This window comes from Acinetobacter faecalis (genome assembly GCF_034187745.1).
Lineage (GTDB): Bacteria > Pseudomonadota > Gammaproteobacteria > Pseudomonadales > Moraxellaceae > Acinetobacter > Acinetobacter faecalis.
This window is the reverse complement of the sequence record NZ_JAXHPF010000004.1, coordinates 44,767-61,060: the sequence shown is the minus strand read 5'-3', so window position 1 is coordinate 61,060 and position 16,294 is coordinate 44,767. Positions and strand designations below refer to the sequence as shown.

Below are 16,294 nucleotides of genomic sequence, written 5' to 3'. Positions count from 1 at the left end.
AAACATAAACGCAATAATCTGTATTAATTACACATCATTTAATTACTATTCATCATCAATCCGCACATATAAAAGCCCATATATTCGAATTTCCATATGGAATTCAATAAATATAAACGGACTTTATATGCAGCCAGATGTAAATAAATACGATCAAGCTTTCTACGGACACCCAAAACCACTCAGAGGATTATTCTTCACAGAACTTTGGGAACGCTTTTCTTTTTACGGCATTCGCCCTCTTCTCATTCTTTATATGTCTGCAATGACAATTAATGGCGGTTTAGGACTAGATCTCCCTACTGCATCAGCAATTGTTGGTTTATTTGCAGGTTCTATGTATCTCATGACCGTATTTGGTGGATGGGTTGCAGATAACTGGCTAGGTCAAGCACGTGCTGTTTGGTATGGCTCAATTATTATGGCTTTAGGGCATCTCTCTATTGCCTTAACTGCATTTTCTAGCAATTTCTTTTTCTATTTTGGTCTTGTACTTATTGTATTAGGCTCAGGTTTATTCAAAACCTGTATTTCCGTTATTGTCGGCACATTATATGAAGCAAAAGATTCACGACGTGATGCAGGATTTTCCATTTTCTATATGGGAATCAATTTAGGGTCTTTTGTTGCACCACTTATTACAGGTTTCCTAATTAAAGACTATGGTTGGCATTTAGGTTTTGGTGTTGGCGGATTAGGTATGTTGATTGCTCTGGTTATCTTCCGCTCTATTGCGGTACCAGAAATCACAGAATTCAGCACAGTTAAAACTATTGATAACTCTTGGAAACAAGCAACTAATCAAAACCGCCATGCACCTAAAATTGTGATGGGCTTTTTGGCTATTTGTGCGGCAGTAATTACCTTAACAGCAACAGGGATTATCATCATTAATCCTGTTGAAATCGTTACTTATTTGACTGTTATAATTTGCATTACCATTATTGGCTATTTTGCCTATCTTTTACTCTTTTCTAAAACCACTGTAAAAGAGAAACAAAAACTGGTTATTTGCTTTATTTTATTAATTATTGCTGCTTTATTCTGGTCTGCATTTGAACAATCAGCAACATCTCTTAATTTATTCGCAAATGATTTCACAAATAAATATGTATTCGGCTATGAAGTACCTGCGGTATGGTTTCAATCGATTAATCCATTATTTGTAATTATTTTCGCACCAATTATGGCTTGGCTTTGGGTAAAACTTGGCAAAGTAAATAAAGACCCAAGCTACATTTCTAAATTCATTATTGCTTTAGTGCTTGCTGCTTCAGGTTTTGGACTTATGGCACTTGCAAGTTACTCTGTTATTTCAAGTGGCGGAGCTTTAGTTTCACCTTGGTGGCTAATTTCAACATTCCTTTTACTTACCCTTGGTGAGTTGTGTTTAAGTCCAGTTGGTCTTTCAACAATGACCAAATTAGCACCTAGTGTAATTCGTGGTCAGGTTATGGGACTATGGTTTACAGCATCAGCGCTTGGTAACTTAATGGCAGGCTTAATTGGTGGTCATGTATCTCAAGATTCACTACAAGATTTACCAACTTTATTTATACGTTGCGTAGTTGCCTTAATGATTGGTGCTATTGTTCTACTTATCATCAAAAAACCTATTCTTAAACTTATTTCAGATAGTGACGATAAAACTAAATTGACGGAAACTTTATAATGATTGCTTCAGAAAAACTTAAATGCTTACGCGAGCACATGCAAAAACACAATGTTGATGCTTTCATTGCACTAAGTGCTGATCCACATATGTCAGAATATTTACCTGACTATTGGAAAATTCGTGAGTGGCTTACAGGTTTCACAGGTTCTGTTGGTACTATCTTAGTTACTCAAGATATTGCAGGACTTTGGGTAGATGGTCGCTATTGGGTTCAAGCAGAAACACAGCTTAAAGATACTGGTTTTAGTCTGCAAAAACTAACTAGCGATGAAAGCTCATCACATTGGGCTTGGTTAAATCAAAATTTAAAAGCCAATGCAAATGTTTCAGTGAATACACAAACTGTCTCTGTTCAACAATTTGAAGTTTTACAGCGTATCACTAAGTTAAATAATTTAAATATTGTTGAAAATATCGATCTCATTTCAGAAATTTGGCAAGACCGCCCTGCCTTACCTGTGCAAGCAGTTTATGAAATGAAAGATGGTATTAATGCATTATCTCGTGCTGAAAAAATCGAGAAAATTCGTAAAACACTTACTTCAAAGCAAGTTGAAGGACATTTCATTTCTGCAGTAGATGATATTGCTTGGATACTGAATTGTCGTGGTGCAGATGTTGAATACAATCCAGTGTTCTTATCTCATCTTTATATCGACAGCAAACAAACTATCTTATTCTGTGATTTAAATAAGTTTGATGATGCTTTAGTTTCACGTTTTAAAAACGAAAATATCACTATTTTAGATTATACAGAAAGCCAAAATTTCCTAAACAAATTACAAGTTTCTAGTGTCTTAATTGATCCTGCAAAAGTATCTTATTACCACCAAGGTACTTTAAATTCTCAGGTGAAAATCCATCACGATATTAATCCAAGCACTTTATTTAAATCGCAAAAATACGAAAGCGAAATTGCACATATTCGCAACGCAATGCAAAAAGATGGCGTTGCGCTCTGTCATTTCTTCCATTGGTTAGAAAATGCTTTAAAACACAATGAAGCAATTAACGAACTGACGATTGATGAGAAAATTACAGCGTATCGTGCAGAGCAAGATGGTTTTATTGGATTAAGTTTCTCGACTATTGCAGGTTTTAATGCCAACGGTGCGCTTCCACATTATCGCGCAACACCTGAAAGTTATAGCGATATTCAAGGTAATGGATTACTTCTAATTGACTCAGGTGGTCAATATGAAGATGGCACAACCGACATTACGCGAGTTGTTCCTGTAGGTACACCATCGGCTGATCAAAAACGTGATTACACGCTTGTTTTGAAATGCCATATTGCATTGGCACAAGTCGTTTATCCTGAAGGTTTAGCTGCGCCATTACTGGATTCAATTGCTCGTCAACATTTATGGCAACATCAATTGGACTATAGACACGGTACAGGTCACGGCGTTGGTTTTGCGTTAAATGTTCATGAAGGTCCACAAGTTTTATCTTATTACGCACCTATTCATGCGTATTCTAAGCTACGTGAAGGCATGATTATTTCAAATGAACCTGGCTTGTATCATGAAGGTCAATACGGCATTCGAATTGAAAACTTGGTCACAAACCGCTTAAAAGAAAATACCAGTACAATTTACGGTGATTTCTTAGAGTTTGAAACACTTACACTATGCCCAATTAATATTGATTGTATTGATTTAAATCTTCTTACTACAGAGGAAAAAGCTTGGTTAAACCAATATCACAACACTGTTCGTGAACAACTTTCGCCTTCACTTACAGGTGAGGTTTTAGATTGGTTAATTCATAACACACGAAAAATCTAAGTAAAGAAAAGCCACCTTTGGGTGGCTTTTTTACACTCTAAAAAATTCATTCCTTTTGGTTGTATTATTTATTCCAAAGTCAAATGAATTCCCTTACATGAAACATAATTGTAATAATTTGAATTAAATACACATCAATTTATTACCATTCAGCATCATACTGCTCATAAAAAAGCCCATATATTCAAAACTCAAACAATTAATTTAAAAAGAAAAATGGATTTTTTATGCCTAATGATATCAAAAAATATGATGAGGAATTTTACGGACACCCAAAACCTTTAAGAGGTCTATTCTTTACCGAACTTTGGGAACGTTTTTCTTATTATGGTATTCGCCCTTTACTTATTCTTTATATGTCTGCAATGACAATTAATGGTGGTTTAGGCTTAGATAGACCTACTGCTGCCGCAATTGTCGGTTTATTTGCTGGCTCTATGTATTTAGTAACCGTTTTTGGTGGTTGGGTTGCCGATAACTGGTTAGGACAAGCGCGCTCCGTTTGGTATGGCTCTATTATTATTGCTTTAGGTCATTTATCTATTGCATTAACAGCGCTCTTTGGTACGTTTTTCTTTTATTTTGGGCTTGTGCTCATTGTATTAGGATCTGGTTTATTCAAGACATGTATTTCCGTTATTGTCGGTACGCTATATGCCGCACAAGACTCACGACGCGATGCTGGTTTTTCCATTTTTTATATGGGAATTAACTTAGGTGCATTTGTTGCTCCACTACTTACTGGGTTATTAGTAAAAGATAATGGATGGCATTTGGGCTTTGGTATTGGTGGCATTGGAATGTTAGTTGCCTTGCTCATTTTCCGTTTTATTTCTATACCACAACTCAAACAGTTTAATGAAGCTCGTGGCATTCAAAACACATGGAATCAAGCAACAAATTACAATCCGAAAGCACCTAAAATTGTTACAGGTTTTTTAGTACTTTGCGGACTATTAATGACACTAGTTACTCTTGGCATTATTACCATTAATCCAATATTACTTGTCACCTATTTAACTATTTTTATATGTGTCGGTATTGTTAGTTATTTTGCTTATCTTCTCTTGTTTTCAAAAACAACAACTCAAGAAAAGAAACAATTGGTGATTTGTTTTATCTTACTTATTGTTGCGGCTTTATTTTGGTCTGCATTTGAACAAAAACCTACATCTTTCAATTTGTTCGCTCAAGATTTTACTTATCGCTACCTTTTTGGATTTGAAATTCCAACAGTATGGTTTCAATCAATAAATGCATTATTTATTATTATTTTCGCACCTATTATTGCATGGCTTTGGGTAAGACTTGGTAAGTCAAATAAAGACCCTAGTTATATTACTAAATTTATTATTGCTTTGTTTTTAGCCGCAGCTGGCTTTGGTGTTATGGTACTTGCAAGTCAATCTGTTATTGCGAGTGGCGGTGCTTTAGTTTCTCCGTTATGGCTTGTATCAACACTGTTATTACTTACACTTGGTGAACTTTGCTTAAGTCCTGTTGGTCTTTCAACTATGACTAAATTAGCACCTACTGTTATTCGAGGTCAGGTAATGGGCCTGTGGTTTACAGCTTCAGCACTTGGTAATTTAATGGCAGGCTTAATTGGTGGTCACGTATCTCAAGATTCACTTCATGATTTGCCTACCTTATTTATGCGCTGTGTAATTGCTCTTCTGATTGGTGCTGCGGTTTTATTCCTACTGAAAAAACCTATTCTTAAACTAATCTCAGATTGTGATGAAAAGCCAAAAAATATTGAAGCCTCTTAAGCTATAAATCATCTTGCAATAAAAAACCAAGCCTTTGTGCTTGGTTTTTATATCTAATTTATAACCACAATACTTGATGTTTTTATTGAAGCTTTTATAGTGAAAGAATCAACTTACATGTCAAACACCATGAATCTTTTTCTAAGGTTTCTCCCCTTTTTTATTCATCTTCTTAAGCTGGATTTATTTAAAGCTCGATCACTAACAGCAGGTGAAATTGATTTGTGTCGTTCTGTTTTTGGCGATTTAATTAATTACAAGCAAGTCAAAATTATGAATCAACCCTATTTACCTTGGCAACATGCTTATATTTTTATGGCACCACAAGGAAATATTCACAGTAAAGACTCAATTTATAGAGAAGATTACTCAAAGGAAAATATTAATTTCCAAGCTGTTTTCATTCATGAAATGACGCATATTTTGCAACACCAAAAGAACATAAACGTACTATTGCAAGGTACTTTATTACAAAGTGCCTATTACTTAAGTTTAAAATATTATAACCCCTATAAATATCAAATCATTAAGGGTAAATCTTTTTGGGCATACAATATTGAACAACAAGGAGATATTGCTCGAGACATTTTTCTAAAACGCATCCCGAATATTATTTTAAAGAACTAAAAAACATCAAAACAACACCCTTAATTTTGCATATAACAAGCCAATACATTTAGCCACGAATAAACATCATTAAACCCTAGCTTCTCTGCTAATTTAATATAAAATAACAAAGCGCTGTTTTTGCACTGCTAAATTTAATACTTTTCAGTGAAATAATTATGGTTTTTGCCTTGTGGCAGTATTTTTAGCATCAAACACCTCAAAGCCAAATTAAAGCAAAATAAAATCAAATGGTTAGATGTGTTTTAAACCTATAGGAATAGGATTAAATTTAAATGAAATCTTTTAAAATTGCCCTAGCTCAGTTCTCTCCAGTAGTTGGTGATATAGACGCTAACGTTCAAAAAATGATTGATCAAGCAAATGAAGCAACAAAACAAAATGCAGATCTAATCGTTTTTCCAGAATTATCTACAATTGGCTATCGCGCAGAGGATCTTTTCCTTCGCCCAAGTCTTACAAAACGTAGCGAAAATGCTTTTAAAGCACTTAGCCAAGTTAAAAATATTGTGATGGTTTTTGGCTTTGTAAACCAAACTGAAGATGGTCAACGCTATAACTCTGCTGCCGTTATGAAAGACGGTCAAATTTTAGGTATTTATAACAAACAAAACTTGCCAAATTACAGTGTGTTTGATGAGAAACGCTATTTCAGCGAAGGTCATCAACACCTTGTATTTGAATATTTAGGTCATAAGTTTGGTGTATTAATTTGTGAAGATGTTTGGTCACTTCCAACAGTACAACAACTTGCGAGATTAAATGTTGAAACTGCACTTGTACTTAATGCATCGCCATACGAAGTGGGTAAACCACAGCATCGCGTAGCAACTATGTCTGAGCTTGCTAAACAATTAAACATCAATTTGGTTTATACCAACCAAGTTGGCGGTCAAGATGATTTAATCTTTGATGGTACAAGCTTTGTTGTGAACAATAGCGGTACTATTGCAACTCAAGCAGCAACCTTCAAAGAAGAACTTCTTATTACAGAATACGAAATTGAAAATAAAGCATTTAAACAAGGTTCAATTGCTCCTGCTTTAGATACAATGGCTGAAATTTACCAAAGCCTTGTTGTAGCAACACGTGATTATGTCACTCGCTCAGGCTTCCCTGGTGTTATTTTAGGTTTATCAGGCGGTATCGACTCTGCTCTTACTCTTGCTATTGCTGTAGATGCAATTGGTGCAGATAAAGTACAAGCCGTGATGATGCCTTATACATACACTGCACAAATTAGTGTTGAAGATGCAGCAGAACAAGCGAAAAACATGGGTGTTACTTTTGGTATTGCCGAAATCAATCCTATTGTAAACAGCTTCATGCAAACACTTTACCCATTCTTTGGTAATAGCCCTGCCGATGCGACAGAAGAAAACCTACAAGCACGCTCTCGTGGCACATTGCTTATGGGTCTTTCAAATAAATTTGGTAACCTTGTACTTTCTACAGGTAACAAATCTGAATTAGCTGTTGGTTATTGCACGCTTTACGGTGATATGGTTGGCGGTTTTGCTGTACTTAAAGATGTGTATAAAACAATTGTCTTTGAACTTGCGAAATACCGTACCAGCATTTCAGAAACACCAGTTATTCCTGAACGTGTAATCACTCGCCCACCATCAGCAGAATTACGTCCAGATCAAAAAGATCAAGACTCTTTACCTGCTTACGATGTGTTAGATGCGATTCTTTATGCATACATTGAAGAAGATGCTAGCCAAGATGACATTATTGCTAAAGGCTTCGATAAAGACATTGTAGAGAAAGTGATTAAACTTGTAGATCGCAACGAATACAAACGTCGCCAAGGCGCAATTGGTCCTCGTATTACTTCACGTGCATTTTCACGTGAACGTAGATACCCAATTGTGAATGGTTGGAAACCTGGAATCTAATCCTTTCCAATAAAAAAGCCCAAACATCTGTTTGGGCTTTTTTATGACTTAATCATTTTATTTTACTTAAAATAATTGAGCTTTTTACAGATAAAAAAAGACCACGTTTTGGAACGTGGTCTATAAAAATGGTGGCTATGACGAGACTTGAACTTGTGACCCCCGCATTATGAGTGCGGTGCTCTAACCAACTGAGCTACATAGCCGTAAACTGTGGACGCATTATCTAAATTTCATCCCTCATCGTCAAGCACTAATCACATCAAATGTTCAGTCTTTATACGAAATAATACTTTTTTATTATTTTTTGATTTAATTTTACTTTTTTAATCAAAAAAATGAGATTAAGGTTATGAATATATGATTTAAAAGTTAAGTTAAAAAGATGAAATTTTGGAAAAAATTCACGATATGCGCTGTAGTTTCTCTATTAGGTGCATGCTCAATAATCTCCCCTCTAATGGTTGACTATAATGGCGTTAGGAGAGATGTTGCGACAGCAATCAATCAAAATACACTGCTCAGTATTTCAAGCAGGCATGTGCTTGTTGCTTATGCTAAAGAACAACAGAAAATTTTAAGTTCACAATATCAAAGTGAAGATCAACAAAACCGTTTAGCGCAAGACAGAGCTATTGGAACATATTGCGCATTACAAAAAGTATCTGCCAAAAAATTAAATTGGGTGGATTCAAAAATATTTGTTTTACCTGAACAGCAAGAAAAATTAAAACATAGTCAAAGTTTGCAAAATAACATTCACATTAATAATGCTGAAATTGATTGCACAAATAAATTTTAATATTTTCAACAAATTTTAGATAAAAAAAGACCACGTTTTGGAACGTGGTCTATAAAAATGGTGGCTATGACGAGACTTGAACTTGTGACCCCCGCATTATGAGTGCGGTGCTCTAACCAACTGAGCTACATAGCCGTAAACTGTGCGCGCATTATCTTCTGATATGATATTCGCGTCAAGCACTAACCGTGCTAATTGTACAAAAAATAGTGAAGTGAGCCGATAAGCCGGGTTCTGTCGTGAACGATCATTCCTCTAGGCGCACAATCACTCATGCGCTCAAGCGACCTACCCGAATCCAGCATGGGCCATGCCTAATGGATTCCTATTTGGTCTTGCTTCCGGTGGGGTTTACCTCGCCATGAACTGTTACCAGCCATGCGGTGCGCTCTTACCGCACCCTTTCACCCTTACCTTCGATTCTAATTGCTTAGAAACATAATGAAGGCGGTCTTCTCTCTGCTGCACTTGCCGTCGGTTTACACCGCCCAGGCGTTACCTGGCACCTTGCCCTATGAAGCCCGGACTTTCCTCCCCTGCTTCAATCACGGAGATTTCCACAGCAGCGATCGTCTGGCTCACTTCGAGGCGCATATTAACAAATATACGAACTAATTGCTTGATGTTTTTTGATCAGTTAGTTTTTCGTACTTTGCTTGAAGCTGTTCACGCGTTTCGGCATGATTCGGATCTAGCGGGATACAATCGACAGGACAGAATAACTGACACTGCGGTTCATCATGATGCCCTACGCACTCTGTACATAAATCTGGGTGAATTTCATAAATGATTTCTCCCATAAATATTGCCTCATTTGGGCAAACAGGCTCGCACACATCACAGTTAATGCATTCATCAGTTATATATAAAGACACGTTACCAACCTTGTTTATGCTTACGTTCAAATGCTTCTACCACTGCATGTGGTACAAACTGAGTTACATCGCCTTGTAAACGCGCAATTTCACGTACAAGTGTCGATGAAATAAATGAATATTGTTCAGATGGTGTTAAAAACACAGCTTCAAAATTTGAATCTAAACGACGGTTCATATTTGCCAACTGAAATTCATATTCGAAGTCCGAAACAGCTCTCAAACCACGTAATACAGCAGTCGCTTTTTGCTCGCGAAAAAAGTTTACAAGCAAACCATCAAAACCAAGAAATTCTACATTTGGTAAATGCTTTAAAGATTCTTTTGCTAATGCTACACGCTCTTCCAGAGTAAATACTGGGTTTTTATGATGACCAATTGCAATTGCAACAACGACCTCATCGAACATTTTAGATGCTCGTGAAACTAAGTCGATATGACCGTTGGTAATTGGGTCAAAAGTCCCTGGATAAATTACGCGAGTTTTAGACATCCATTTTGCTCTGTTTTAGTGACAGATGGCTATTTTATCAAAAAGTAATTTTTTAGGTGAATAAACCTGTTATTTTTATGAAATATCTTAAACAAGTACCTTAAATTACTTGAATACCTTTACATTTATCAATTGTCTTTAAGCCCTTGTTTGGGGCACAATAGACATAAGTTTGGAAGTAACTGATTATGGCGAAGGTAGAAGTTAAAAAAAATTCGAGTGGAACAATTGCGCTAAACAAGCGTGCCCGCCACGATTATTTTATCGAAGAAAAATTTGAAGCTGGTCTTTCATTAAAAGGCTGGGAAGTTAAATCTATGCGTGCTGGTCGTATGACCATCGTAGAAAGCTATATTACGTTTAAAAATGGTGAAGCTTTCTTATTTGGTGCGCAGGTTCAACCATTACTCAGCGCATCGACACATGTTGTTCCTGAAGCAACACGTACACGTAAGCTTTTGCTTAACCGTCGTGAAATTGAAAAACTACAAGGTGCAATTAACCAAAAAGGTTATTCTTGCGTACCTTTAGCGTGCTATTGGAAAGGTCGAAATGCCAAGCTTGAAATTGCATTGGTAAAAGGTAAGCAATTACATGACAAACGCGCAACTGAAAAAGACCGCGATTGGCAACGTGATAAAGCACGTATTTTCCACAAATAAAATACGCATAAAAAAACCTCCATTTGGAGGTTTTTTTAGTTTTAGGAATTAGTTTGTTTAGTTTAAACGCAACATTTGTGAAGCAATATGTTTACCAAACCAAATTGCAGTGTCCAAATCACCTTGTGGTGGCGTAACATCTACAGGCGCATTATCAGACTGAGTCATTAAGCCCAAAAAGCTCGACATACGGTTTACATCTTCAACTGAACGCCCTGTTGCCATTAGAGGCAAACCTGACCAAAGCATGCCATGTTGCATAGCAAATAAATTAATTTGCTGTAACACCGCCAATTTATCACCACTTAAACCACCACCATTGGTAAATGCTGCTGCAAGTTTTCCTTGCCACGCGCGTGCTAACCAACGTTTTGATGATTGCTCCATAAATAACTTCATTGCTGCACTGATGCTACCCATATAAGTTGGACAGCCAAAAATAATCGCATCGGCTGTATCTAGTACATCCCAGTCAATTTGTTCCACATTCATTAATGAAACACGAACTCCCGCATCTAAAGCCCCCTGCTCAATATAACGAGCAACTTTAGCGGTATGTCCATAAGGACTGTGATAAACAATAGCAAGAGATTTAGAAGATATAGACATATCGATCAAAGCAAAAAATTTGGAGAAAGTTTAGCATTTTCAGCGAATAAAGACGAATGTTGTCATACGTCCTGTTTTTGCTTCACGGCGATATGAGAAATATTCATCTGCTTGAGTATATGAACATTGATTACCACCAAGTACAATTTCAATTCCATGCTGATTCAAAATATAGCGCGCAATTGCGTATAAATCTGCATAGAACTTTCCTGCTACTTGCCCCGCTAAAAATGCACTTTCCAATGCAGGATATTTAGAGCAAAAAGCATCTTTAACTTCTGCACCAATTTCAAAACAGGGCTGACCAATTGCAGCACCTAACCATGCCCAAGTAGGTTTAGTTTGCATAGTTGCAATGGTATTTTCAATAATACCATTTGCCAAACCACGCCAACCCGCATGTAAATTTGCTACTTCCGAACCTTCAGCATTTCCCAAAACCACAGGTAAACAATCCGCAGTCATCATCATCAGCGCATGAGATTTGGCTTGCGTAACCAAACCATCACCAACCAATGCATCGAAAGTAATCTGATCATTTACAGTATGACAAATAGTGCTATGCGTTTGCGTCATCCATGTAATTTTATTCACACCAAATTCAGCAAAATCTTCTAACAAAGTCATGCGATGTTGCTGAACGCGATGCGCTTGGTCATTGACATGCAATGCAACATTAAATCCCGCTAATTCAGGCTGTTCCGAATTTAATGTTTTCTCGTGATGCACTCTTGTCTGCCCCACAAAAACGCCTTGTGGTAAGCCTTGAACAAATTGCATGTCAATTCCCTTATAAAATCATCATCAAATTTTAAATGATTAGTACGCTTTGTTTTCTGTACGAAGTACATCAACCAATTGGGCAAAATCTTCAGGCCACGGTGCTTCAAACATCATGTCTTCACCCGTTTTAGGATGGACTAAACCAAGTTTCGCGGCATGCAATGCTTGACGTTTAAAACCACGCAATGTATCTGCTAAAAGTTCAGAAGAACCCGCAGGTAAACGTACACGAGGCATATACACTTGATCACCCACTAAGCCATAACCAATATAACTAAAGTGAACACGAATTTGGTGCGTACGACCTGTTTCTAAACGTGCTTGAACACGTGTGAAGTGTTGGAAACGCTCTTTTACGTTGTAATGCGTAACAGCATCTTTACCACCAGGTAATACTGTCATTTTCACACGGTCTACAGGATGACGTTTGATTGGCTCATCAATTGTGCCACCTGCAATAATGTTGCCATACACAACAACATCATAAATACGATAAACCGATTTTTTAGCCAATTGCTTACTTAAAGAAAATTGCGCTTCTAAGCTTTTAGCAACGACCAATAAACCACTTGTGTCTTTGTCGATACGATGTACTAAACCTGCACGTGCAAGTTCAGAAGATTTTGGATAATGATGAAGCAAAGCATTTACCAGAGTACCCGTTGAATTACCCGCACCTGGGTGAACAACCATACCAACAGGTTTATTAATGACTAAAATTTCATCATCTTCATAAATAATATTTAACGGAATATCTTCAGGTAAGCTACGTGTTTGTGCTTCAAGCTCAACATTTAATGTTAAAACTTCATCACCTTCACACTTGTACTTTGGCTTAACACTGTTACCATTAACCAATAAATGACCATCTTTCAGCCATTGTTTTAGTCTTTCTCTGGAATAATCGTTCCAAATCAAGGCTGCAACTTGGTCGATGCGTTGCCCTAAATAGCTTTCATCCAGTTGAAATTGCAACGATAAACGTGTTGCAGTTACTTCGGAAGTATGGTTATCTGCTTCCTCAGAATCATCAAATATATGGAAATCAGTTTCAGGGGTATTTGAATTGGAAGATTGTGCTTGGCTCATTTGATCATTCAGAAAAAAGTGGTTTAATTGTGCAATTGTAGCTCATTGCCCGGAATAACAGAGGAATTTTTATGTCGCTACCACATTATAAAATTACAATGCTTGCTCTAACGATTGGTATAACTACGTCAATCGTGGGTTGTAGCAGTAATCCAAAAAAAGAAGTGGTCGATACAGGTCCGCAGTCTAGCGAACAAGTTTATATTCAAAAAGCAGAAAAAGCACTTGAACGCGGTCAATATACAGACGCATCAAAACATTTAGAAGCAATTGAAACATATTATCCGACAGGCGAATATGCACAACAAGCTCAATTAGAACTTTTATATGCTAAGTTTCAGCAAAAAGATTATGAAGGTGCGCTTGCATTAGCAGATCGTTTTATTCGTATGAATCCTCAACATCCTAATGTTGATTATGCTTACTATGTTCGTGGTGTGGCGAATATGGAGCAAAATTACGACGGTCTTATTCGTTTCACTTCGCTTAAACAATCTCATCGTGATGTCAGCTATTTAAAAGTTGCTTATCAAAACTTTGTAGATCTTATTCGTCGCTACCCTTCTAGTACGTATGCTGTAGATGCAGCACAACGTATGAAATTTATTGGTACCGAACTTGCTGAATCTGAAATGAATGCGGCTCGCTTTAACGAAAAACGTAAAGCTTGGGTTGCATCTATTGAGCGTGCGCAATGGGTTGTAGAACATTACCCAAATACACCGCAAGTTCCTGAAGCACTTGCAATGATGTCTAATGGCTATGCGCAATTGGGCGATCAACAACTTGCTCAGCAATATGCAGATGTTCTTAAACTGAACTCACCAAATCTTGTTAAAGCTGATGGCACTGTAAATATGCGTGCTGCACGTAACCAAGGTAGCTTATTAAACCGTGCAACTTTAGGTTTATTTGGTCGTGAAGCAACAACATCTACAGCAACTGAAATTGAAGCACCTCAAGATACAAACAAACCAAGTTTGTTGAATCGTGCTAGTTTTGGCTTATTAGATCGTCCGAATCGTGTTGAACCAACAACACCTGCAACAGCAAATGAAAGTTTATACGATCCACAGCGTAATTAAGCTTCTTAAGCATCGCATTTTCAGCAAGGGCAAGTTATCATACTTGCCCTTTTGCTTTTGCATGTATCGTTATTTTTAACATGATTAAAAGCTAGACAAATTCAAATTCAGTGACTAAATTGTGATTGTAGATGAATCACATACTGAAAATATTCGCATTAACACAAAATCGATTTAGACCAACATAGCGACCGATAGAAGACTTATGGCAATTCCTCAGCACACGATAGATCAAATTTTAGATCGTACAGATATTGTCGATTTAATTGGTCAACGTGTGAAATTAAAAAAGTCAGGTCGTACCTATTCAGGCTGTTGCCCTTTTCATCAAGAAAAATCACCATCTTTCCATGTTTATGCAGACAAACAGTACTATCACTGCTTTGGTTGCCAAGCCAATGGTAATGCCATTCGCTTTTTAATGGATATTGATGGACGCAACTTTGTTGAGGTTATGAAAGATCTATCAAGCCAAACAGGTATTGATCTTCCAAAAGACAATCAAGAATCTAAAAAAATTCTCTATAAACGAGAAACAAAAAAACCGACAGCGCCAAAACCTGCTGAACAACAAACGGCTTCACCTATTGTAGAAAATAGTGCGCCTGTTGCCTTCGATCCATTTGAGGACTTTCAAGCTCCAAGCGATCCTTTTGCTGGTTTTGAACAATTCCAAATGGAAGATGAAGCACCCGCGCAAGAAGGTAATCTTTTTGATTTATTGGAAAATATTGCACAATTTTACGAGCGCCAATTACCAAACAGTCAATCTGCACAGCAATATTTCAAAAAGCGTGGATTAACAGAAAAAACTATTCAGTTTTGGCGTTTAGGCTATGCACCTGAAGATTGGCAACATTTAGAAAAAGCATTTCCTCAAGATATTGAAGGTTTAAAGCTTTTAGGACTTATTCGTACAAGCGATAGCGGACGTGATTTCGACTTATTACGAGATCGTGTCATTTTCCCTATCCGTGATACAAAAGGTCGTGTTGTTGGATTTGGTGGTCGTGCGCTTAACGATGAAATAAAACCAAAATACATCAACTCCCCCGATTCTGAAGTATTTCATAAAAACCAACTTTTATATGGTTTATATGAAGGACGCAAAGAAAAAGCACATGATTATTTAATGGTTGAAGGCTACATGGATGTTATTGCGTTACAGCAATCTGGCATTCATGGCGCTGTCGCAACATTAGGTACAGCAAGTAATACAGAACACTTAAATATTTTATTTAAGCAAAATAACCGCATTACCATTGCATTTGATGGTGATGCTGCGGGACAAAAAGCGGCACGCCGAACTTTAGAAATTGCATTACCGCTATTAAATGATGGTCGAGAACTTAAGTTTTTTGTATTACCTAACGACCACGACCCAGATTCACTCATTCGACGTGAAGGTGTTGAAAACTTTAAGCGCCTGCTTGAAAATGCTCCACTAATGTCTGAATTTATTTTTAGCCATTTATCACGAAACCATAATATAACCACACCCGAAGGCAAAAGTCAGGTAATGGCAGAGCTTAAACAGCTTACTGAACTACTTCCAAAATTCGGTTCTTATCGCTATTTATTACAACAATATTTCCGTGAAAAATTAGGTTTTAACCGTAAATGGCAACCTCAGGTTAATAATGATGCAGCTCTCAGCTTTAGCACAAAAATTGATGCTGAAGAATATGTTGCCGCAATTTTAATGAATCACCCATATTTGTATATTCATTTTGAACCTTTGCGCGCACTCATTCCGCAAGATCAATTACTTTATAAAATCCTGAATATTTTTAATATTATTTTTGATGAATTACCTGATGATGCTGAACATGCAAAATATTATGTGCTTGGTGCATGTGCGAATCACCACTTTGAATTACAAAGAATTTTACAGCAAGCGAATGTAAGCGATTACACTACTTCACCAGAGCAAGCAGATAAGCTCGCAGCAGATTTTTCAACGAAATTGCAACATCAATACTTGCAACAAAAAATTCGTTCGAAAAAGTTTACCAGTATTGCTGAAATGAAAAATCTAAAACATCAAATTTATATGATTGATAAAAAAAGATCGCTTACTTTAATTGATGAGTAAACGATCTTTTATTTAAAACATATTTCTAAAATTTTA

General features: G+C 36.8%; 14 protein-coding genes, 2 tRNA genes and 1 other RNA gene. 9 read left to right on the top strand and 8 right to left on the bottom strand.

Annotation, left to right across the window (positions count from 1 at the left end; genetic code table 11):
* The first annotated feature begins 127 nt into the window (after nucleotides 1-127).
* The 5 genes from SKM54_RS05445 to SKM54_RS05425 all read left to right on the top strand — a co-directional run bounded on the left by SKM54_RS05445 (nucleotide 128) and on the right by SKM54_RS05425 (nucleotide 7,765).
* The gene (locus SKM54_RS05445; protein WP_321094615.1) at nucleotides 128-1,672 is read left to right on the top strand and encodes a peptide MFS transporter; all 1,545 of its coding nucleotides are present in this window, start codon (nucleotides 128-130) and stop codon (nucleotides 1,670-1,672) included.
* Nucleotides 1,672-3,465, top strand: coding sequence for an aminopeptidase P family protein (locus SKM54_RS05440; RefSeq protein ID WP_321094613.1), 1,794 nt, complete (start codon nucleotides 1,672-1,674; stop codon nucleotides 3,463-3,465). Before SKM54_RS05445 ends, SKM54_RS05440 begins: the two co-directional genes overlap by 1 nt.
* Before the next feature lie 227 nt (nucleotides 3,466-3,692).
* Complete coding sequence (locus SKM54_RS05435) at nucleotides 3,693-5,237, top strand: peptide MFS transporter (RefSeq protein WP_321094611.1); 1,545 nt, start codon at nucleotides 3,693-3,695, stop codon at nucleotides 5,235-5,237.
* Between the two features lie 117 nt (nucleotides 5,238-5,354).
* Nucleotides 5,355-5,864, top strand: a complete 510-nt coding sequence (locus tag SKM54_RS05430; protein ID WP_321094609.1) for a hypothetical protein — start codon at nucleotides 5,355-5,357, stop codon at nucleotides 5,862-5,864.
* Nucleotides 5,865-6,139: 275 nt separating this feature from the next.
* Nucleotides 6,140-7,765 carry an NAD+ synthase gene (locus SKM54_RS05425; protein WP_321094607.1) on the top strand — a complete coding sequence of 542 codons (1,626 nt, stop codon included), beginning with the start codon at nucleotides 6,140-6,142 and terminating at the stop codon, nucleotides 7,763-7,765.
* 129 nt (nucleotides 7,766-7,894) lie between these two features.
* On the opposite strand, the gene SKM54_RS05420 is transcribed toward SKM54_RS05425, so the two are convergent.
* A tRNA-Met gene (locus tag SKM54_RS05420) sits at nucleotides 7,895-7,971 on the bottom strand.
* A 254-nt stretch (nucleotides 7,972-8,225) separates the two neighbouring features.
* Between SKM54_RS05420 and SKM54_RS05415 the strand changes: the two genes are divergently transcribed.
* A complete protein-coding gene (locus tag SKM54_RS05415) occupies nucleotides 8,226-8,567 on the top strand; it encodes a hypothetical protein (protein WP_321094605.1) in 342 nt (113 codons plus the stop codon).
* Nucleotides 8,568-8,625: 58 nt separating this feature from the next.
* On the opposite strand, the gene SKM54_RS05410 is transcribed toward SKM54_RS05415, so the two are convergent.
* The 4 genes from SKM54_RS05410 to coaD form a co-directional block, all read right to left on the bottom strand.
* Nucleotides 8,626-8,702: transfer RNA gene (locus SKM54_RS05410), tRNA-Met, on the bottom strand.
* A gap of 72 nt (nucleotides 8,703-8,774) precedes the next feature.
* Nucleotides 8,775-9,152: RNase P RNA component class A (gene rnpB / locus SKM54_RS05405), an RNA gene on the bottom strand.
* A gap of 26 nt (nucleotides 9,153-9,178) precedes the next feature.
* Nucleotides 9,179-9,442 carry a YfhL family 4Fe-4S dicluster ferredoxin gene (locus tag SKM54_RS05400; RefSeq protein WP_321094602.1) on the bottom strand — a complete coding sequence of 88 codons (264 nt, stop codon included), beginning with the start codon at nucleotides 9,440-9,442 and terminating at the stop codon, nucleotides 9,179-9,181.
* Between the two features lies 1 nt (nucleotide 9,443).
* A complete protein-coding gene (coaD, locus tag SKM54_RS05395) occupies nucleotides 9,444-9,935 on the bottom strand; it encodes a pantetheine-phosphate adenylyltransferase (protein ID WP_321094600.1) in 492 nt (163 codons plus the stop codon).
* A gap of 188 nt (nucleotides 9,936-10,123) precedes the next feature.
* On the opposite strand from coaD, the gene smpB reads away from it, so the two are divergent.
* Entirely contained in the window at nucleotides 10,124-10,597 is a 474-nt protein-coding gene (gene smpB, locus SKM54_RS05390) for an SsrA-binding protein SmpB (RefSeq protein WP_154772313.1), read from the top strand.
* 57 nt (nucleotides 10,598-10,654) lie between these two features.
* On the opposite strand, the gene SKM54_RS05385 is transcribed toward smpB, so the two are convergent.
* Genes SKM54_RS05385 through rluD form a run of 3 tightly spaced genes read right to left on the bottom strand, consistent with a single transcriptional unit; the run spans nucleotide 10,655 to nucleotide 13,078 of the window.
* Nucleotides 10,655-11,206, bottom strand: coding sequence for a flavodoxin family protein (locus SKM54_RS05385; protein WP_321094598.1), 552 nt, complete (start codon nucleotides 11,204-11,206; stop codon nucleotides 10,655-10,657).
* 39 nt (nucleotides 11,207-11,245) lie between these two features.
* Nucleotides 11,246-11,986: a peptidoglycan editing factor PgeF gene (gene pgeF / locus SKM54_RS05380; RefSeq protein WP_321094596.1), complete on the bottom strand. Its 741-nt coding sequence runs from the start codon at nucleotides 11,984-11,986 to the stop codon at nucleotides 11,246-11,248.
* 39 nt (nucleotides 11,987-12,025) lie between these two features.
* Nucleotides 12,026-13,078 carry a 23S rRNA pseudouridine(1911/1915/1917) synthase RluD gene (gene rluD / locus SKM54_RS05375; RefSeq protein WP_154772310.1) on the bottom strand — a complete coding sequence of 351 codons (1,053 nt, stop codon included), beginning with the start codon at nucleotides 13,076-13,078 and terminating at the stop codon, nucleotides 12,026-12,028.
* 71 nt (nucleotides 13,079-13,149) lie between these two features.
* Here rluD and SKM54_RS05370 point away from each other — a divergent pair, with 71 nt between their 5' ends.
* Together SKM54_RS05370 and SKM54_RS05365 are read left to right on the top strand one after the other, a co-directional pair.
* On the top strand, nucleotides 13,150-14,163 hold the full coding sequence (locus SKM54_RS05370; RefSeq protein ID WP_154772309.1) for an outer membrane protein assembly factor BamD: 1,014 nt from the start codon (nucleotides 13,150-13,152) through the stop codon (nucleotides 14,161-14,163).
* 205 nt (nucleotides 14,164-14,368) lie between these two features.
* The gene (locus SKM54_RS05365; RefSeq protein ID WP_321094594.1) at nucleotides 14,369-16,258 is read left to right on the top strand and encodes a DNA primase; all 1,890 of its coding nucleotides are present in this window, start codon (nucleotides 14,369-14,371) and stop codon (nucleotides 16,256-16,258) included.
* The last annotated feature ends 36 nt before the right edge of the window (nucleotides 16,259-16,294 follow it).